14 protein-coding genes and 1 riboswitch are annotated in these 18,973 nt (G+C 68.2%); all 14 genes read right to left on the reverse strand.

What is annotated here, in order from left to right; translation table 11 throughout:
• Window positions 1-22 precede the first annotated feature (22 nt).
• The 14 genes from ACYVGY_RS09155 to ACYVGY_RS09220 all read right to left on the reverse strand — a co-directional run bounded on the left by ACYVGY_RS09155 (window position 23) and on the right by ACYVGY_RS09220 (window position 18,861).
• Window positions 23-826: a class I SAM-dependent methyltransferase gene (locus ACYVGY_RS09155; RefSeq protein ID WP_460457296.1), complete on the reverse strand. Its 804-nt coding sequence runs from the start codon at window positions 824-826 to the stop codon at window positions 23-25.
• 345 nt (window positions 827-1,171) lie between these two features.
• Window positions 1,172-3,373 carry a catalase/peroxidase HPI gene (gene katG, locus ACYVGY_RS09160; protein WP_460457182.1) on the reverse strand — a complete coding sequence of 734 codons (2,202 nt, stop codon included), beginning with the start codon at window positions 3,371-3,373 and terminating at the stop codon, window positions 1,172-1,174.
• Window positions 3,374-3,658: 285 nt separating this feature from the next.
• Window positions 3,659-5,884: an NADP-dependent isocitrate dehydrogenase gene (locus ACYVGY_RS09165; protein WP_460457183.1), complete on the reverse strand. Its 2,226-nt coding sequence runs from the start codon at window positions 5,882-5,884 to the stop codon at window positions 3,659-3,661.
• 130 nt (window positions 5,885-6,014) lie between these two features.
• Window positions 6,015-6,401 carry a YkgJ family cysteine cluster protein gene (locus ACYVGY_RS09170; protein ID WP_460457184.1) on the reverse strand — a complete coding sequence of 129 codons (387 nt, stop codon included), beginning with the start codon at window positions 6,399-6,401 and terminating at the stop codon, window positions 6,015-6,017.
• Window positions 6,402-6,444: 43 nt separating this feature from the next.
• Entirely contained in the window at window positions 6,445-6,936 is a 492-nt protein-coding gene (locus ACYVGY_RS09175) for a hypothetical protein (RefSeq protein WP_460457185.1), read from the reverse strand.
• A 9-nt stretch (window positions 6,937-6,945) separates the two neighbouring features.
• On the reverse strand, window positions 6,946-7,773 hold the full coding sequence (gene queF, locus ACYVGY_RS09180; protein WP_460457186.1) for an NADPH-dependent 7-cyano-7-deazaguanine reductase QueF: 828 nt from the start codon (window positions 7,771-7,773) through the stop codon (window positions 6,946-6,948).
• Between the two features lie 162 nt (window positions 7,774-7,935).
• Entirely contained in the window at window positions 7,936-8,946 is a 1,011-nt protein-coding gene (locus ACYVGY_RS09185; protein WP_460457187.1) for a ribonucleotide-diphosphate reductase subunit beta, read from the reverse strand.
• 11 nt (window positions 8,947-8,957) lie between these two features.
• Window positions 8,958-11,351: a ribonucleoside-diphosphate reductase subunit alpha gene (locus ACYVGY_RS09190; RefSeq protein ID WP_460457188.1), complete on the reverse strand. Its 2,394-nt coding sequence runs from the start codon at window positions 11,349-11,351 to the stop codon at window positions 8,958-8,960.
• A 222-nt stretch (window positions 11,352-11,573) separates the two neighbouring features.
• Window positions 11,574-11,809, reverse strand: a riboswitch (cobalamin riboswitch).
• 152 nt (window positions 11,810-11,961) lie between these two features.
• A complete protein-coding gene (locus tag ACYVGY_RS09195; protein ID WP_460457189.1) occupies window positions 11,962-13,263 on the reverse strand; it encodes a M20 family metallopeptidase in 1,302 nt (433 codons plus the stop codon).
• 58 nt (window positions 13,264-13,321) lie between these two features.
• Complete coding sequence (locus tag ACYVGY_RS09200) at window positions 13,322-14,716, reverse strand: hypothetical protein (RefSeq protein ID WP_460457190.1); 1,395 nt, start codon at window positions 14,714-14,716, stop codon at window positions 13,322-13,324.
• Window positions 14,713-15,819 carry a cell division protein ZapE gene (zapE, locus tag ACYVGY_RS09205; protein WP_460457191.1) on the reverse strand — a complete coding sequence of 369 codons (1,107 nt, stop codon included), beginning with the start codon at window positions 15,817-15,819 and terminating at the stop codon, window positions 14,713-14,715. The genes ACYVGY_RS09200 and zapE overlap by 4 nt, the downstream gene beginning before the upstream one ends.
• Entirely contained in the window at window positions 15,812-16,483 is a 672-nt protein-coding gene (locus ACYVGY_RS09210; RefSeq protein ID WP_460457192.1) for an alpha/beta hydrolase, read from the reverse strand. The genes zapE and ACYVGY_RS09210 overlap by 8 nt, the downstream gene beginning before the upstream one ends.
• Before the next feature lie 17 nt (window positions 16,484-16,500).
• Window positions 16,501-18,258, reverse strand: a complete 1,758-nt coding sequence (locus ACYVGY_RS09215) for an ExeM/NucH family extracellular endonuclease (RefSeq protein ID WP_460457193.1) — start codon at window positions 18,256-18,258, stop codon at window positions 16,501-16,503.
• Window positions 18,259-18,345: 87 nt separating this feature from the next.
• Window positions 18,346-18,861, reverse strand: a complete 516-nt coding sequence (locus ACYVGY_RS09220; RefSeq protein WP_460457194.1) for a c-type cytochrome — start codon at window positions 18,859-18,861, stop codon at window positions 18,346-18,348.
• Window positions 18,862-18,973 lie beyond the last annotated feature (112 nt).

Here is an 18,973-nt window from a genome sequence, read left to right on the forward strand (position 1 = left end):
TGAAGGCCCTCCTACATTGGGCTTACTTGGGCTGGGGCTTTACGAAGCGCAGGGTCATGCGGTCGCTTTCGCCGATGGCGGCGAACCTGGCCTGGTCGGCTTCGTCGTGGCGGTTGCCCGGGGGCAGGGTCCAGACGCCGTTCGGGTGGTCCTTGGTGTCGGCCGGGTTGGCGTTGATCTCGCTCTTTTCCTCGAGCACGAAGCCGGCGGCGGTGGCGAGCTCGATCACGTAGTCCTCGGGCACGTAGCCCGACTCACCGACCTCTTCGATGGTTTTGCCGGCGGGCGCGCGGTGCTCGACCACGCCGAGCACGCCGCCCGGCACCAGCACGTCGTAGAAGCCTTGGAACATCGCGGCCTCGGTGCCGGCACCAACCCAGTTGTGCACGTTCCGGAAGGTCAGCACGACGTCGGCGGAGCCGGGTTCGCCGAACACCGGCGCCTTCGGGTCCACTTCGATCAGGCTGGCGTTGGCGTACACGTCGGCCTGGGCGGCCAGCTTTTCGCGGAACTTGGCGTTGGCATTGGCGTAGTACTCGGTGGCGCGCTCGCTGTCGGCCTTGGCCGGGTCGTTGAGCACGCCGATGTAGCGGCCCTTGCCCTGCGCCAGCGGGGCCAGGATCTCGGTGTACCAGCCGCTGCCCGGGCTGATCTCGATCACGGTCTGGCTGGGGCCGACGCCAAAGAAGTCGAGGGTCTCGCGCGGGTGGCGGTATACGTCGCGCGCGGCGTTGGCCGGGTCGCGCCATTCGCCGGCCAAAACGGTCGCCAGGGGATCGGCGTCGCGCTCGCGGGCGTCGGCATCGGTGGCGTCCATGGCGTCCATGGCGGGCGCCTCGGCGACGGCGGCCTCAGCGTAAGCGGCGTCCGCCGGCGCGGCATCCTGCGAGGACGGGCTGCACGCCGCCAGCAGTGCGGCGGACAGGGCGAGGACCAGCGGGGTGAGTTTCATGCGCATGCGGGGGCTCCAGGTAGGGTTTGAAACAGCCGATGACACTAGCACGCACCGGCGTTAAGGCCATGTAGGAGGGCCTTCAGGCCCGAAGCTGTTCGCCAAGAGCTTCGGGCCTGAAGGCCCTCCTACAGGATAGGAGGGTGGTGGAAACGAAGCGCCCCGCGTCGGCGGGTGCCGGGCGCGGGGCGGGGGTCCGGAGGAGCGGACCGGACGCGATTACTGCAGGTCGAAGCGGTCGAGGTTCATCACCTTGGTCCAGGCGGCGACGAAGTCGTTGACGAACTTCTTTTCCGCGTCGGCGGTGGCGTAGACCTCGCACAGCGAACGCAGCTGCGAGTTCGAGCCGAACACCAGGTCGACCACGGTGCCGGTCCACTTCACCTGGCCGGACTTGCGGTCCCGGCCCTCGAGCACGTTCTTGTCGGCTTCCGAACGCGCCCACTGGGTGTTCATGTCGAGCAGGTTCACGAAGAAGTCGTTGCTAAGCGTGCCCGGGCGGGCGGTGAAAACGCCGTGCCTGGCGCCGCCGTGGTTGGCATCAAGTGCCCGCAGGCCGCCGACGAGCACGGTCATTTCCGGCGCGGTCAGGGTCAGCAGGTTGGCTTTGTCGAGCAGCCACTCGGCACCGTCGGCCGCAAAGTCCTTGTTGGACGCGAAATTGCGGAAACCGTCGGCCTTGGGCTCGAGGTAGGCGAAGGAATCGACCTCGGTGTCCTCCTGCGCGGCGTCGGTGCGACCCGGTGCAAACGGCACCGAGGTCTCGTGGCCGGCCTTCTTGGCTGAAGCCTCGACCGCCGCGTTGCCGCCGATCACGATCAGGTCGGCCAGCGACACCTTCTTGCCGCCAGTCGCCGCCGCGTCGAAGTCCTTCTTGATGCCCTCAAGCACGCCCAGCACTTTGGCCAGCTCGGCCGGGTGGTTGGCCTCCCAGTCCTTCTGCGGGGTCAGGCGGATGCGGGCACCGTTGGCGCCGCCGCGGAAGTCACTGCCGCGGAAGCTCGAGGCCGCGCCCCAGGCGACGCGCACCAGCTCGGCGTTCGACAGGCCCGAGGCGAGCAGCTTGGCCTTGAGTGCCGCCACGTCCCGGTCGTCTACCAGCGCGTGGTCAACGGCCGGGATCGGGTCCTGCCAGATCAGCTCTTCACTGGGCACCAGCTTGCCCAGGTAGCGGGCCTTCGGGCCCATGTCGCGGTGGGTGAGCTTGAACCAGGCGCGGGCATAGGCGTCGTGGAACTCCTGCGGATTGGCGTGGAAGTGGCGCGAGACCTTCTCGTAGTCCGGATCCATGCGCAGGGCCATGTCGGCCGTGGTCATCATGATGGTGACCTTCTTGGACGGGTCGTGCGCCGCCGGCGCCATGTTCTTGTCGGTCTGCACCTTCGGGTGCCACTGGTGGGCGCCGGCCGGGCTCTTGGTGAGTTCCCACTCGTTGCCGAACAGGTTGTCGAAGTAGGTCATGTCCCACTGGGTCGGGGTCGGCGTCCAGGAGCCCTCGATGCCGCTGGTGATGGTGTCGCCGCCCTTGCCGCTGCCGTGGGTGCTGAGCCAGCCGAAGCCCTGCGCGGCGATGTCGCCACCCTCCGGCTCGACGCCGACATGCGAGGCGGGTCCCGCACCGTGCGACTTGCCGAAGGTGTGGCCGCCGGCCACCAGGGCCACGGTCTCGTAGTCGTTCATCGCCATGCGGGCGAAGGTGTCGCGGATGTCGCGGGCCGAGGCCAGCGGGTCGGGCTTGCCGTTCGGGCCTTCCGGGTTCACGTAGATCAGGCCCATCTGCACCGCGGCGAGCGGGTTGGCCAGCATGCGGTCGCCGCTGTAGCGCTTGTCGCCCAGCCAGTCGGTTTCGGTGCCCCAGTTGATGTCGCCTTCCGGCTCCCAGATGTCGGCGCGACCGCCGCCGAAGCCGAAGGTCTTGAAGCCCATCGAGTCCATGGCAACGGTACCGGCCATGATCAGCAGGTCGGCCCAGGACAGCTTGCTGCCGTACTTCTGCTTGATCGGCCACAGCAGGCGACGGGCCTTGTCGAGGTTGCCGTTGTCGGGCCAGGAGTTGAGCGGGGCGAAGCGCTGGGCGCCGGTGCCGCCGCCGCCGCGGCCGTCCTGCACGCGGTAGGTGCCGGCGGCGTGCCAGGTCATGCGGACGAAGAAGGGGCCGTAGTGGCCGTAGTCGGCCGGCCACCACTCCTGAGAGTCGGTCATCAAGGCCGTCAGGTCCTTCACCACCGCATCGAGATCAAGGGTCTTGAACGCCTCGGCGTAGTTGAAGGCCTCGCCCATCGGGTTCGACTTCTTGTCGTGCTGGTGCAGGATCTTGAGGTTGAGCGCGTTCGGCCACCAATCACCGTTGGACGGGCCCCCGGCCTGGGTGTGGATCGGGGCGTCGCCGGATGAGAACGGGCACTTGAGTTCGGTGGTCATGGTGGGCTCCTTGGGTGTTGCGGCGAACTAGGGATCCAGTAAGTCCGCCGTGCCGCCGGGTGTTGGGCAGCGAGTCGGTCTGGGAATACCCACCGTACGCGCGGGAGCTCGCGCGTGAAAATGAATGTTTCGGATACCTGCGATAGGCTGCGGCTATCGCTATGGCGATATGGCCCTCCATCACCGGAAACAAATGTGGGAGGGACTTCAGTCCCGATGCTTTTCGCCGAAAAGCATCGGGACTGAAGTCCCTCCCACAGGAGTGTTGCCTTTTTTGCGGCTGGGTTAGAGCGTGGCCAGGGCCGCGTTGAAGGTTTTGCTGGGGCGCATGGCGGCGGTGGTCTTGGCCAGGTCCGGGCGGTAATAACCACCGATGTCCACCGGCTGGCCCTGGACGGCCAGCAGCTCGGCGACGATGGTGCTTTCCTGTTCGGACAGCAGTTTCGCCAGAGGCGCGAACTTCGCCTTCAGTGCCTTGTCTTCGTCCTGCGCGGCCAAGGCCTGGGCCCAGTACAGGGCCAGGTAGAAATGGCTGCCGCGGTTGTCGATGCCGCCGACCTTGCGCGAGGGGCCGCGGTCTTCGTCGAGGATGCGGCCGTTGGCCAGATCCAGAGCCTTGGCCAGCACCGGCGCCGAGGAATTGAGCCAGCGCTCGCTGACGTGCTCGAGCGAGGCGGCCAAGGCCAGGAATTCGCCCAGCGAATCCCAGCGCAGGTAGTTTTCCTGCACGAACTGCTGCACGTGCTTGGGCGCGGAACCACCGGCGCCGGTTTCGAACAGGCCGCCGCCGGCCATCAGCGGCACGATCGACAGCATCTTGGCGCTGGTGCCCAGCTCCATGATCGGGAACAGGTCGGTGAGGTAGTCGCGCAGCACGTTGCCGGTGACCGAGATGGTGTCCTTGCCGGCGCGGATGCGCTCGAGCGACACCGCCATGGCTTCCACCGGCGGCAGGATGCGGATGTCCAGGCCCTGGGTGTCGAAGTCCTTGAGGTAGCGCTCGACCTTGGCGATCACCTGGGCGTCGTGGGCGCGGGCCTTGTCGAGCCAGAACACGGCCGGCGTGCTGCTCAGTCGCGCCCGGTCCACGGCCAGCTTCACCCAGTCCTGTACCGGGGCGTCCTTGGTCTGGCACATGCGCCAGATGTCGCCGGCCTCGACCGCGTGTTCGAACACGACCGCGCCCGCGGCATCGCTGACGCGCACGGTGCCGGCGGCGTCGAGCTGGAAGGTCTTGTCGTGCGAGCCGTACTCCTCGGCTTTCTGCGCCATCAGGCCGACGTTGGGCACGCTGCCCATCGTGGCCGGGTCGAAGGCGCCGTTCTTGCGGCAGTCGTCAATCACGGCCTGGTAAATGCCGGCATAGCAGCGATCGGGAATCACGGCCTTGGTGTCCTGCAGTTCGCCCTTGGCGTTCCACATGCAGCCCGAGTCGCGGATCATCGCCGGCATCGAGGCGTCGACGATGACGTCGCTGGGCACGTGCAGGTTGGTGATGCCCTTGTCGGAATTCACCATCGCCAGCGCCGGGGCCTTGGCGTACACGGCGTCGAGGTCGGCCTTGATGGCGGCCTGCGTGGCTTCCGGCAGGGTGCCCAGGCGGGCGTAGAGATCGCCAATGCCGTTGTTGGGGTCGAAGCCGGCTTCGTCGAGCACCTTGGCGTGCTTGGCCAACGCGTCCTTGTAGAACTCGGTGACGAACACGCCGAACATGATCGGGTCGGAGACCTTCATCATGGTTGCCTTCAGGTGCAGCGAAAACAGCACGCCCGAGGCCTTGGCGTCGGCGATCTGTTCGGCGGCGAAGCGCGCCAGGGCGGCGCGGCGCATCACCGAGGCGTCAACGATCTCGCCCTCCTTCACCTTCACGCTTTCCTTGAGCGTGCGCGCGCTGCCGTCGGCGGCCACCAGCTCGATCTTCAGGCTGCCGGCGGCGGCCACGGTTGCCGATTTTTCGCTGCCGAAGAAATCATCGCCGGCCATGTGCGCCACGTGCGACTTCGAGTCGGCCGACCATTTGCCCATGCGGTGCGGATGCTTGCGGACGTTTTCCTTCACGGCCTTGGGCGCGCGACGGTCGGAGTTGCCTTCGCGCAACACCGGATTCACGGCGCTGCCCATGGCCTTGCCGTAGCGCGCCTTGATGTCGGCCTCGGCGGCGTCGCGCGGTTCGTCCGGATAGGCGGGCAGGTCGAAGCCTTGCGCCTGCAGCTCCTTGATGGCCGCCTTGAGCTGGGGCGAGGAGGCGCTGATGTTGGGCAGCTTGATGATGTTCGCTTCGGGACGGGTGGCCAGGTCGCCGAGCTCGGCGAGGTGGTCACCGATGCGCTGGTCTTCGCGCAGCCGCTCCGGGAACTGCGCCAGGATGCGCGCGGACAGCGAGATGTCTCGGGTTTCGACCGCGATGCCGGCGGCGCCGGCGAAGGCCTGCACGATCGGCAGCAGCGACTGGGTGGCCAGGAAAGGGGCTTCGTCGGTCAGCGTGTAGATGATCTTGGGCGTATCGGCCATGGCGTTTTCATCTCGAGTGCGGGCAAGCCGATGATTGTCGCCGCTCTGGTCCGGCGGCGAAAGCCGCGGCAGGCCGACGCACCGTCGCACATACGTGCCGGTACGGCCTGCCGAGGGCAAACCGTCGGCGTCAGGACGCCAGCGGCAGTTCGCCCAGGCCCGGATCGCCGGGGATCAGCCAGATCGCCGGCGTGAGCGGCAGCAGGCCGTGCGCCAGCCGCGCCTTGTCGCACTGGGGACTGGCCTGGCCGTCCTCCCAGGCCGGCACGAGGGCGCGGCAGGGCGGCGGCCGCTGGGCATAGATGCTGCAGTGGCCATCGTCGCCCACCGTGCCTGCCAGTGCGGCGCAGCGCGTGGGCGACGACTCGGTGCCGCGCATCAGCACTTCGTGGCGACGCAGCGGCAGCACCAGCTCGGCCGGTGGGCCCTCGGGATTGCCGGGTTGGGCGTCGGACCAGTGGAAGGCGACGCGGAAGGTGGCGCAGCAGGCGCCGCAGGACAAACAGGGATGCGGCATGAGTGCGTCGCGCGGACGCGCGCCGGGAGAGCTCCGGCGCGGCTCAGCGCACCTCGAAGGTGCGGGTTTCGAGCACCCGGTCGTTGATGGCGATCTCCACCTGGTAGCCACCGACGGGCCAGGGATCAGGTTGGGTGATGCTGAACGTGGTGACGGTGGGCGTCTCGGGGCTCAGGCTCTGCCCGGCCTTGGCGATTTCAGTGCCGTCGGCGGCCAGCCAGCGCGCCGACAGGGTCAGGCCATCGCTGCTGCCGACCGCGACCACGGCGGCGTGGATCTTGTCGCCGGGCGCGAAGACGGTCAGGGGCGTGCCGACCTGGCCTTCCTCGTCCACCGCGCGACCGAGGCTGACGGTGGTGATGCGGAAGTCGCCGGTGGGCAGCGGCGGCAGCGCCGCCGGGGCCTCGGCGGCGTCGATACCGGGTTCGGTGGCCGCTTCCGTCTGCTCGCTTGAAGGCGTGGCCGCGTCATCGTCGCCGCAGCCTGCCAGGACCAGGGAAGCGAGCAGGACGCTGGCGAACTTGGACAGGCGCATGGCGGCTCCTTACTGGCGGGCGGTGCGCGGGTTGCCGGGCAGCGGCAGGCCGGGCGTCGCGCGGAAGGGGTTGATGTCCAGTCCGCCGCGACGCGTGTAGCGCGCGTAGACCGCCAGGCGCGTCGGGGCGCACTGCTGCATCAGGTCGATGAAGATTCGTTCGACGCACTGCTCGTGGTAGTCGCTGTGGCTGCGGAAAGAGACCAGGTAGCGCAGCAGGCCGTCGCGGGCGATGCGCGCGCCGGCATAGCGGATCTGCACGCTGGCCCAGTCCGGCTGGCCGGTGACGGGGCAGTTGGACTTGAGCAGGTGCGAGACCAGGATCTCATCCACCTTGAGTTCGGGGTCGGCCGAAAGAAAATCAGGACGCGGCGGGCCGTAGTGGCTGATCTCGATCGGCAGGTCGTCGATCAGATCACCTTCCAGGGTCTCGATCAGGGCCGCGTTGTTGGACGAGGCCGGCGTCAGCACGACGCTCACCGGCGCACCGGCGGCTTCCGACAGATCGCGGACGAGCTGCGCACGCAGCGTGTCGGTGTCGGCGAAACCGGCTTGGGCGTAGCTGCCGAGGTAGAGCTTGAAGCTCTTGGACTCGATGATGTTCGGGGACGTCGCCGGCATCCGGAACTCGGCCAGTGCGACCCGCGGCTTGCCGCGGCCGTCGAGCCAGCTCAGCTCGTAAGCGTTCCAGAAATCGACGCCGACGAAAGGCAGGTCGTCGCCAAGTCCCAGGGCCGCGCGCTGGCCGGCCCGGGCAATCGGGAACAGAAGGGAAGGATCGTAGTCGGCGCCATATTCGACGGCCTGGCCCAGGGGGCTGAGATCGGGGGGGGTCATGGCGCGCATTCTCGCATGGGGCACCGTAAACGGTGCATGGAACGTCGCCCTTCACGACAAGCGGACATCGGTCCCCTCCCTGGCCAAGAGGGCCTTCCGGCCCAACCGCCCAACCCGGCGGGCTTCGGACCGGAAGGCCCCCTCCTGACCCTAGAGGCCGGCCTAGAAACTGGCGTCGAAGGCAACTTCGCCCTGAACCCCCACCTGATAGGACGATACCCGGCGTTCGAAGAAGTTCGTCAGTTCCTGGACGTCCTGCAGGTCCATGAAGGGGAAAGGATTGCGGGCGCCGAAGTGCTTGGGCAGCCCCAGCTGGGCCAGCCGCTGGTCGGCGCAGTACTCCAGGTACTGGCGCATGTCGCGCGGCGACAGCCCCGCCACCCCGCCGGACAGGACGTCCTCGCTAAACAGGCATTCGCAATCCACGGCTTCGCGCAGCATCTGCACGATGCTGGCCTTGAGCTCGTCGTCGAACAGATCGGGCTCTTCTTCACGCGCGGTGCGGATGACCTCGAAGGCGAACGCCATGTGCCCGCTCTCGTCGCGAAACACCCAGTTGGTGCCGCCGGCCAGCCCGTGCAGCAGCCCGCGCGACCGCAGGTAGTACACGTATGCGAAGGCGCCAAAGAAGAACAGGCCCTCGATGCAGGCTGCGAAGCAGATCAGATTCAGCAGGAACTGGCGCCGCTGGGCCTGGGTGTCGAGCCGCTGCAGCTGCTGCACGCTGTCCATCCACTTGAAACAGAACGCGGCCTTGTGGCGGATGGACGGCACGTTCTCGACCGCGGAAAACGCCCTGGCGCGCGCCTCCGGCTCGGGCAGGTAGGTGTCGAGCAGGGTGAGGTAGAACTGAACGTGCAGCGCCTCTTCGTACAGCTGGCGAGACAGGTACATGCGCGCCTCGGGCGCATTGATGTGCTGGTAGAGGTTGAGCACGAGGTTGTTGGACACGATCGAGTCCCCGGTGGCGAAGAACGCCACCAGCCGCTCGACCAAATGGCGCTCGGCCGGCCCGAGCTTGTTCTTGAGGTCATTGGTGTCCAGCGAGAAGTCCACTTCCTCGACGGTCCAGGTATTGCGGATCGCATCGCGGTACATCTCGTAGAACTGCGGGTAGCGCATCGGCCGCAGGGTGAGGCTGTAGCCCGGGTCGAGCAATTTCGTGGTGGTCATGGAGGTAGTCATTACTGGCAGGCCTCGCAGGACTCGGGGTTCTCGAGCGAGCACACCACGGCGGCCGTGGTGTCGACGGTGGTTTGGGCAATGCGGGTGGCGGGGCGGGAGCGCAGGTAGTAGGTGGTCTTGATGCCTTGCTTCCAGGCATACATGTACATCGAGGAAAGCGCGCCAATGTTTGGCGACGCCATGAACAGGTTCAGCGACTGGCTCTGGTCGATGAAGCCGCCTCGCTCGGCGGCCATGTCGATCAGTGAGCGCATGGGAACTTCCCACACCGTGCGGTAGACCGCCCGCAGCTCGGCCGGGATCTCTACGATGCTCTGCACCGAGCCTTCAGCCAGCTTGATGCGGTCGCGCATCTCGGGCGTCCATTGGCCTAGCTGCTTGAGCTCAACGACCAAGTGCCGGTTCACCTGCAGGAAGTCTCCCGACAGCGTCTCGCGCTTGAACAGGTTGCTCACCTGCGGCTCGATGCACTCGTAGCAGCCGGCGATCGAGGCGATGGTGGCGGTGGGCGCGATAGCGACAAGCAGCGAGTTGCGCAAACCGTATTCTCGGATGCGCTCCCGCAGGCGGTCCCAGCGCTCAGGCAGCGTCGGCTGCACGCCCCAAGCGTCGAACTGCAGTTCGCCGTGGGCAGCGCGGGTTTCGTCGAAGTTCGGGTGGTGGCCTCGTTCCTGCGCCAGTTCGCAGCTGGCTTCCAGCGCATGGAAGTACATGTCTTCCGCGATACGCGCCGACAGCGCGCGTGCCTCGGGCGCGTCGAAGGCCAGCCGGAGCCGGAAGAACACGTCCTGCAGGCCCATCATGCCCAGGCCCACCGGTCGCCAGCGCAGGTTGCCCCGGCGGGCGGTCTCGATCGGGTAGAAATTCAGGTCGATCACCCGGTCGAGCTGGCGTACGGCCAGCCGCACCGTTTCCGCCAGCTTTTCGAAGTCGAACTCGGCGCGACCCTGGTCGTCCTCCCGCAGGTGCTGGTCGAGGTTGATCGACCCGAGGTTGCAGACCGCTGTCTCGTCGCCGGACGTGACCTCCAGGATCTCGGTGCAAAGGTTCGACAGGTGGATCACATTGCCCGGTCGCGCGGTCTGGTTGCTGGCGCGGTTGCACTTGTCCTTGAAGGTCATCCAGCCGTTGCCGGTCTGGGCCAGGGTCCGCATCATCTTGCCGAACAGGTCGCGCGCGCGCAGGGTCTTGACCGCGCGGCCTCTGGCCTCCGCCTGTTCGTAGGCGACATCGAAGGCTTTTCCGAACAGGTCGGTGAACTGCGGCACGGTCTTGGGGTCGAACAGCGACCATTCGCCGTCGGTCTCCACCCGGCGCATGAACAGGTCCGGGATCCAGTTGGCCAGATTCAGGTTGTGGGTGCGCCGCGCCTCATCGCCGGTGTTGTCGCGCAGCTCCAGAAACTCCTCTATGTCGGCGTGCCAGGGTTCGAGGTAGACGCAGGCAGCGCCCTTTCTCTTTCCACCCTGGTTGACTGCGGCCACCGAGGAGTCAAGTGTCTTGAGCCAGGGCACGATGCCGTTCGAGTGGCCATTGGTGCTGCGGATCAGTGAGCCGCGCGAGCGTACGCGCGTGAATGAGACGCCGATTCCGCCGCTGAACTTGCTCAGCATCGCTACGTCGGCGTACTTGCGATAGATCGACTCGAGCGTGTCGTCGGGCGAGTCGAGAAGGAAGCAGCTGGACAACTGTTCGTGGGTGGTGCCGGCATTGAACAACGTGGGTGAGCTGGGCAGGTAGTCGAGCGATGCCATGCGCCGGTACAGCGCCAGCGCCTCGGGCACGTCCTGGCTGAGCGCGCAGGCGATGCGCAGGAAAAACTGCTGCGGCGTTTCGATCACCGTGCGCTGGGTGGGATGGCGCAGCAGGTAGCGATCGTAAAGGGTGCGCAGGCCGAAGTAGTCGAAGCGGCGGTCTAGCGAGGCATCCAGCGAGTCGTTGAGCTTGCGCGCGTTGGACTGCACGAAGTCCAGTAGCCGGTCGTTGATGAGTCCAACCTCGTGGCCGCGGCAGATCGACTGCGAGAAGGCGTGGATTTCCTGGCCGGCGACTTCCTTGGCGATGAAGTCGGCCAGCAGGCGCGCGCCCAGGCGCCCGTACTCGGGCTCCTCGGCGGTGAGCAGCGCCGCGGTACGGATGGAGAGTTCGTCCAGCTCGCGGGTGGTTGCGCCGTCGTACAGACCGGAGATGGTGCGGGTGGCGACGCGCATCGGGTCGATCGCGTACAGGTCGCCGCACTGACGTGTCACGGCACGTACGATCTTGTTGAGGTCCACCGGTTCCCGGCGGCCGTTGCGCTTGGTGACGGTCATGCCCAGTGATATGGCGGGCGGGGTGAGGGCGAATTGCGGTTCGCCTTCGCTGGTCAGCGCTTCGAGGGTTTCGGAATTCATGGTTGTGCTCCGTTGCGTGGCGCACGGTCGCCGACCCTCCCTCGGGGGCGGCGCGCGGAGACAGTCAACGGCGACGCCACCAGGCGTCGGCGCGGCCATGCCCCCGCGGGCATGCGAAGTGCAACGGAGGATGGATGGCGGGTGTCGCAGGGACCCAGACGCGGCGCCACGACACCGGCACCGCCTCCCCCCGGAGACCTCTGGGCCGGTCACCGCGCGCTGTGCTTCGCGCGGCTGTCGGCAGGTCTTCGGACTCGTGGACACGAGGCTGACGCCTCACCTACCAACCGTCGCTTCCCAGCCCCTGCAGGCGGGCCTTCGGGCCCGAACCACAGATTCCAGTGCTAATGACGGCCTTCGTTTCCACATACCGCTGCGGGGCAGCGCCGGATTCACACCGGCTTCCCTATTAACCCTTTCGCGTTGCCGCGACAGGGACCGACGGCCACAACATATCGGGTGTTTCGCCAACGGTCAACGCAAGATGTGGTGGATAAAGTGTCGCCGTCCGGCGGGCAGCTAAGGGGGCGAATAAAAATGTAGGAGGGCCTTCAGGCCCGAAGCTTTTGCGCAAAAAGCTTCGGGCCTGAAGGCCCTCCTACAAAGGCGCTTAGTCGGTGGCGTGGAGGTAGTCGAGCGACACCTGCAGCATCGCGCGGGTGCCTACCTTCAGCGCGCCCTCGTCCAGGAAGAACTCGGGCGAGTGGTTGGACGGGGCCTTGGTCGGGTCCTGGCCCTCGGGCGTGGCGCCGACGAAGAAGAAGAAGCCGGGCACCTGGTTGGCGTAGAACGAGAAGTCCTCGGCGCCCATGGTCAGGTCCATCTCGACCACGTTTTCCTCGCCGATGGCGTACTGCAGGCTGGGCAGTACGCGGGCGGTCAGCGCCGGGTGGTTCACGGTGACCGGGTTGCCCTTGGTGTCGGGTACCTGGGCGTCCACGGTGGCGCCGTGGGCCTTGGCGACGCTTTCGGCGACGTTCTTGAGGTCGGCGAACACCTGCGCGCGCATGCCTTCGTCGAAGGTGCGGATGGTGCCCACCAGCTCGACGCTGTCGGGAATGATGTTGTAGCGGATGCCGCCCTTGATGGCGCCAAAGCTCACGACCACCGGTTGCTTCGAGATGTTCTGGCGCCGGCTGACGATGGTCTGGGCGGTGCCGATGATGTCGGCTGCGGCCACGATCGGGTCAACGCCGCCCCAGGGCCGGGAGCCGTGGGTCTGGCGTCCCTTCACCACGATGTTGAAGCGGTCGGACGCCGCCATCAGCGGGCCGCTGCGGTAGCCCACCTGGCCGACGGTGAGCGTGCTGAAGACGTGCAGGCCGAACACCGCCTCGGGCTTGAAGCGGTCGAAGATGCCTTGCTTGAGCATTTCCTCGGCGCCGCCCTCCTCGCCGTCCGGCGGGCCTTCTTCGGCCGGCTGGAACACGAACAGGATCTCGCCCGGAAGCTCGTCCTTCATTGACGCCATGGCCTCGGCCACGCCCATCAGGATGCCGGTGTGGGCGTCGTGGCCACAGGCATGCATCACGCCGGTGGTTTCGCCGCGGAAGGTCGTGGTGACCTTGGATTCGAAGGGCAGGCCGCTGCGCTCGGTGACCGGCAGCGCATCCATGTCGGCGCGCAGCGCGATGCGCGGACCCGGCTTGCCACCGCGCAGCACCGCGGTGACGCCGGTGGTGGCGATGCCGGTGCGCACGTCTTCGAAGCCCAGGGCGCGCAGATGCTCGGCGACCAGCTTGGCCGTGCGCACTTCGCGGTTGCCCAGTTCGGGATGCTGGTGGATGTCGCGGCGCCAGGCCTGGACCTTGGCATCCACCGTGGCCGCCAGGGCCTCGACATCCACAGGCTGCGCGGCAGCGGGGCCGCAAAGGGCGGCGGCGAGGGCGGTGACGAGCAGCAGTCGGCGCATGGTCTTCCCCTGATGTAAGTGCCCCGATGCTAGCAAACCACTCCCTGTGGGAGGGACTTCAGTCCCGATGCATTTCGGCGAGAGGCATCGGGACTGAAGTCCCTCCCACAGGGGGTTGTGTGGTTTGGCCAGCAGGGGGTGTGGCCAGGAGGAGGAGGCTGGCTAGGGCGGCCAGCACGGGCCAGGCCAGGTAGCGGAACTCGGCGCTGCCCGAGACCAGGGCCAGCGGCAGGGCGTAGGCCAGGGAGGAAAGCGCCACGGCGACCGCCAGTCCCGCGCCTGGGACGCGACGCATGCGGATCACGCCCGCGCCGCTGACGACAAGGCAGGCCAACAGATAGAGCCAGCCGGCGAACAGCGGCGTGTCCACCAGCGACTGCAGCCAGGCCAGGCTGCGCGCATGCCAGGGATGCGCCTGCGGCGCGACCGGGGGGTTGTCACCGTAAGCATGCAGGCCCGGCATCATCACCTGGTGGTCGGGCAGTCCGGCCGGATCAAGCCCGAACAGCAGCTGCGCCAGCCGCCCGCGATGGGTGAAGTAGGCCGCGGCGTGATCGCGCGGCAGCGACCAGGCCAGGGCATCGATCGCCTGCCGCTGCGCCGGCGTGTAAGGGCCATCGAAGCTGCTGCGAAGTTTGCCGGTGGCGTAGACGGTGGTGTTCGAGTAGTCGGAGAAGTGCTGGCGAAGCTCATCCAGCGTCAGGCTCGGATCGATCAGTTCGGGCGGATACACCAAGCGGTTTTCAGCCAGCGACACAGCGGCCGCGTCCCACAGCGTCACCACCGACCAGACGCGTTCGGTGTGCCGCACCCGCGCGTCCTGTGCGGGCAGCGCCGCCAGCAGCCACACGCCCGCGCCCATCAGGCCCGTCGCCAGCAGGGCCGGCAGCAGCCGGCGTCGGCATGGCCCGGCCGGCCGATAGGCAAGCGCCTCGCGCCAGCCAATCCAGGCCAGCAGCGGCAGCGCGCCGGTGATCGCGTTGTGCCGGAACGCACAGGCGAACGCAAGCGCCAGCAGGGCGGCCGCGCGCCAGCCGCGATGCGGTCGGCGCAGGTCCTGCGCCAGCAGCGCCATCGCCCAGGCGAAGCCCGCCAACGTCCACAGGTCTTTCCACACGTGCGGCTGCATCGCCAGCACCGGAGGCCAGAGGCCGATGACCAGTACGACCCCTGCCCGCCCCGCCGCCGGCAGCGGCAGCGCCGACGCGAACAGCGCCAGCGCCGACCACAGCAGCAGCACCTGCAGCACCAGCATGCCGCCGGGCCCTTGGATGCCACGTTCGGCGAGCTGCCAGATCATCGCCATCAGCGGCGGATGCACGCCGTCGAACCGGTTGTTGCGCGCCTGCCACCACTGGAAGGCGCTGTCCCAGCTCATGTAGCCGGGCCAGAACACCCACAGCACCAGCGCCGCGCCCAGCGCGGCGGCCAGCCACGGGGCCCAGGCTTTCACGGGCGGTGCTCGCGCGCCAGGTACTCGGCGCTGCGCATTTCCACCAGGCGCGAGGCGGTGCGCTCAAACTCCTGGCGCAGCTTGTCGCCGCCGTAGAGCCACATCGGTTCGGCAGCGGCGCTGAGCAGCAGATTCACGTTGCGGTCGTAGAGCTCGTCCACCAGGTGCACGAACCGGCGTGCGGCGTTGTCATGCGCCAGGTCGAACACCGGCACGCCGGACACCAGCACGGTGTGGAAGCTGCGCGCGATCTCGATGTAGTCGGCGGCCGCGCGCGGCCCCTCGCAAAGCGCTGCGAAATCAAACCAGACGATGCCTTCGGCCAGCGCGCGGACCGGGATCGCGCGTGCGTTCACCACCAGGGGACCGTCCTCGGCCGGGCTGTCGGCGGCCAGGCGCGCGAAGTGGTCGGCCATGCCGGCTTCGGCGCGGGCGTCGAGCGGCATCAGGTAGGTTTCGGCGCGCGTGAGCTGGCGCAGCCGGTAGTCCTGTTTGCTGTCGAGATGGACGACGCCGCAGTGCTTTTCGAGCAGCGCGATCGCGGGCAGGAAGCGCGCGCGCTGCAGGCCATTCTTGTAGAGGTTCTTCGGCGCGGTGTTCGAGGTCGTCACCAGCACCACCCCGCGCGCGAACAGGCGCTCGAGCAGGCGGCCCAGGATCATCGCGTCGGCGATATCGGTGACGATGAATTCGTCGAGCACCAACAGCCTGAGTTCGTCGGCCAGGCCATCGGCGACCACGGCAACGGTGTCGGCGGTGTCGGCCGGCAGCGCCTGCACCCGCGCGTTCACTTCAAGCATGAAGCGGTGGAAGTGCCAGCGGCGGCGCGGCAGCTCGCCCAAGTGCTCGAACAGCAGGTCGTTGAGGAAGGTCTTGCCGCGACCCACGCCGCCCCAGAGATACAGCCCGTTCACCGGCGGCGGCGGTCGCAGCGTCCACAGCCACTGCTTCCAGCGCGGGCGGCGCTGGCGCGCGCGCAGCTGGCGATGGATGCGGTCGAGTTCGACCAGCGCCCGGGACTGGGCCTCGTCGGGCTGCCAGCGCCCGGCGCGGATACCGGCGGCGTAGGCGGCGGACGGGCGCTGCGCCGCCGCTTCAGCCATGGCGCGGCGGCGGCAGGTTCTTGCGCACGCCGTTCTTGATTGCGCCGCGCAGGTCCATCAGCCGCCGGTGGAAGAAGTGCCCGGTATCGGGCATGCGCACCAGGGTCGGGTTGACCTGCAGCGAATCGATCCAGTCATAGACCTTCTGCGGCTCGACCACGTCGTCGGCCTCCGGCATCACCACCAGCCACGGGCAGGTGGGCGCCATCACGCCATCGAAGGCGCGCAGGCCAACCGGCGGCGCGATCGAAATCATCTGCTTCACGGGAAGCTGGCGCGCGCCCTGCAGCGCGACCCAGCTGCCGAAGGAAAAACCGGCCAGCCACAGCGCGTCGTTCGGGCGCACCTTGCGCACCCAGTCGGTGACGGCCAACAGGTCGAGGATTTCACCGCGGCCGTCGTCGAAGCTGCCTTCGGACTGACCGACGCCGCGGAAATTGAAGCGCACCGCGGCGACGCCCAGTTCGCTGAGCGCGCGCGCGGTCATGGTGACCACCTTGTTGTGCAGGGTGCCGCCCTCGGGTGGATTGGGGTGGCAGAGCACGGCCACGCCGGTCCGTTCCTGACCGGGTTCGGGCAGGTCGACCATCAATTCCAGCCGGCCGGCGGGGCCGGTCAGATGCAGCGGGCCGGATTCGCTGGGGAAGGCCGGGTTCTCGTCCATGGCGGCGATGATATCCCTTAGCGGGCCAGGTCGAAGCCCAGCACCACCGGGTCGTGGTCGGAAGCCCGCCAGGGGTCGGTGTCCTGGTCGTGGGCATAGCCGAAGCGCTCGGACTCATCGGCGCTGTTGTGCCATTCGGCGGCGCCGCGCAGGCGCGCGGCCAGGCCGGCATCCACCAGGGCGTGGTCGAGGCGCGCCGACAGCCCGGCCCAGACGTAGGAATAAGGCTGCTCGACGCCCGCCACCTCGAAGGCATCGCGCCAGCCGTGCGCATACAGGGCGCGCAGCGGGTCCTCCTGGGCATGCGCGTTCAGGTCACCGATCACCAGTTGGCCGGCGGGCCGGGTGCCGGTGGGGTCGGTGGCCAGCCAGGCATGCAGGGCTTCCGAGGACGCGACCCGGGTGGCGTTGTAGCAGGCCTGGCCGTCGCCGCGGTCGGCGTCACCGGCCGGAATGCCGGGGCGGCAGCCGCCCTTGGACTTGAAATGATTGGCGACCACCACGAAAACCGGACCGCCCCCGGCCCGGAAGGCCTGGGCCAGCGGTGCCCGGCTGCCCTGGTTGAACGGGGCGGCCAGCAGGGTGGCCGGCGCGCCCACGGTTTCGAAGCGGGTGTGGCGATAGATCAGGCCGACCCGGATGCTGCCTTCGCCCGGACCCTGGCCGGCGTCCACGAAGCGCCAGTCGCGATGCGGCCCCTGCTCGTTGAGCGCGGCGACGAATCGCGCCAGCGCCGAGTCGGCCCCAAAGCCGTCGTTCTCCAGCTCCATCAGCGCCACCAGGTCGGGATCGAGCGCTTGGACGGTGGCCACCAGCTTGGCCTGCTGGCGGGTGTGGTCGGCCGCGCTGGCGGCGCCTCGCTCGGTCGGGAAGCCGCCGCCCTGACCGTCGCCGTTGAACAGATTGAGCACGTTGAGTCCGACCACGCGACGATCGCCGGCCACGCGCGGCGGCGCCGGCCGCGGCGCCTGGACCACATCGCCCAGCGGTTCGGTCAGCTGCAGCCGATGGCTGCCGAAGCGCTGGTCTAGCACGCCGGTGGTGCCGGTGATGACGCTACCGGTGCGCAGCGGATGCGTGTCGGCCCAGGGCTGGGGCAGGAACCAGGGCTCGCCGGGGTTTTGTGCCGACAGGCCGTCGTCCAGGCGCAGCATCACGCGCGCGTTTTCCTTGGCCAGCGCATCAGCTTCCGGTCCCGGTGCGGCGCGCTCGGTCGGCGCGAAGCGACGGCCGGCGAAGCTCACGACAAGCTCGCCGAAGCGCGCAAGGCCATCGTTGCCGGTGACGGTGAGTGGCGCGGCGATATGCAGCAGCATGCCTTCGTAGGCTTCCCAGGCTGCCGGACTCGGTGCCGCGGCCAGCGGCGTCGGCGCGATGGTCATGCCGCGCGCCAGCACACGGGCCTCGACCTCCACCAGGGCGGTCAGGCTGCCGTCGTCCGGGCCGATTTCCTTCACGGTGCCGGTGGCGCGCACGTGGTCGCCGGCCGCCAGCACGAAGAGGGGCTGGCCGCCCATCGCCAGAAACAGGCCTTCGGAGGTGCCCGGGTCGCCGTCGTCCCGCCTTGACTGGATGAATACGCCGCCCAGGCCCTGGCCGAAATCACCAACCACCACGCCCTCCACCGTCACCCGTTCGCCCTCAATCGGGCTGCGGTCGCCCGTGCCCTGCACGCTGCCGATGGCCCGCAGGTCGGCGGCGTCGCGGCCAGCCGGCGCGGGGGTTTGGCAGCCGGTGGCCAGGATGACGAGGGCGGTCAACAGGGGCAGGCGCATCAGAGACTCCAAGAGGGGGCGAGACCATTGCCGCCAAAACAACAACGCCGCCCGGAGGCGGCGTTGTCGGGAGGGCGTGGCCCAAGCTTACTTGAGGTTGTCGACCATCCACTGGACGCTGGCGATGACCTGCTCGTCGGTGAGATTGGGATTGCCGCCCTTGGCCGGCATGATGCCCGCGTTGCCCTGGAAGCCTTCGATGGCGTGGCGGTTCACGGTGTCCATGCCCTGGGCGATGCGGGCAGCCCAGGCCGCGCGCTCCAGCTTCGGAGCGCCGCCGGCACCGGAGGTGTGGCAGGCGCCGCACAGTGCGTTGTAGATCACCGCGCCGTCGAGCGTGCCGTCATAAGCCACCTGGCCGGCCGAAGCCGCTGCGGCTGCCGCTGCGGCCGCCGCCTGCGCCGCGGCGCCGGTGGATCCGGCATAGACGCCACCCACCGGCCGAATGCGCTGCTCGGTGACGCGCTCCGCTACCGGGTTGGGCTCGGGCTCAAGCTGATTGTTGACGTAGATGCCCACCAGGATCAGGGCGAGCGTTATGCCCACCAGGACCGCAATGATCATCGCGAAGTTCTTGAGGAAATCCAGATCGTGGTTGCGCACAGTCGTACCTGACGGCGGGCCGGGGCCCGTGGAGGTGAAGGTCGGGATTATATCGGCCCCGGGCCGAACGCGGAAGGCAGGTCGGCGGCATTCCTTCGTGTTGCCCTCCGGT

Source organism: Arenimonas alkanexedens (genome assembly GCF_054781355.1).

Excerpts from the sequence above, each read along its gene's own strand:
- ACYVGY_RS09155 (WP_460457296.1), bottom strand. The coding sequence starts at position 826 with ATGGACGCCATGGACGCCACCGATGCCGACGCCCGCGAGCGCGACGCC.
- katG (WP_460457182.1), bottom strand. The coding sequence starts at position 3,373 with ATGACCACCGAACTCAAGTGCCCGTTCTCATCCGGCGACGCCCCGATC.
- ACYVGY_RS09165 (WP_460457183.1), bottom strand. The coding sequence starts at position 5,884 with ATGGCCGATACGCCCAAGATCATCTACACGCTGACCGACGAAGCCCCT.
- ACYVGY_RS09170 (WP_460457184.1), bottom strand. The coding sequence starts at position 6,401 with ATGCCGCATCCCTGTTTGTCCTGCGGCGCCTGCTGCGCCACCTTCCGC.
- ACYVGY_RS09175 (WP_460457185.1), bottom strand. The coding sequence starts at position 6,936 with ATGCGCCTGTCCAAGTTCGCCAGCGTCCTGCTCGCTTCCCTGGTCCTG.
- queF (WP_460457186.1), bottom strand. The coding sequence starts at position 7,773 with ATGACCCCCCCCGATCTCAGCCCCCTGGGCCAGGCCGTCGAATATGGC.
- ACYVGY_RS09185 (WP_460457187.1), bottom strand. The coding sequence starts at position 8,946 with ATGACCACCACGAAATTGCTCGACCCGGGCTACAGCCTCACCCTGCGG.
- ACYVGY_RS09190 (WP_460457188.1), bottom strand. The coding sequence starts at position 11,351 with ATGAATTCCGAAACCCTCGAAGCGCTGACCAGCGAAGGCGAACCGCAA.
- ACYVGY_RS09195 (WP_460457189.1), bottom strand. The coding sequence starts at position 13,263 with ATGCGCCGACTGCTGCTCGTCACCGCCCTCGCCGCCGCCCTTTGCGGC.
- zapE (WP_460457191.1), bottom strand. The coding sequence starts at position 15,819 with ATGGCTGAAGCGGCGGCGCAGCGCCCGTCCGCCGCCTACGCCGCCGGT.
- ACYVGY_RS09210 (WP_460457192.1), bottom strand. The coding sequence starts at position 16,483 with ATGGACGAGAACCCGGCCTTCCCCAGCGAATCCGGCCCGCTGCATCTG.
- ACYVGY_RS09215 (WP_460457193.1), bottom strand. The coding sequence starts at position 18,258 with ATGCGCCTGCCCCTGTTGACCGCCCTCGTCATCCTGGCCACCGGCTGC.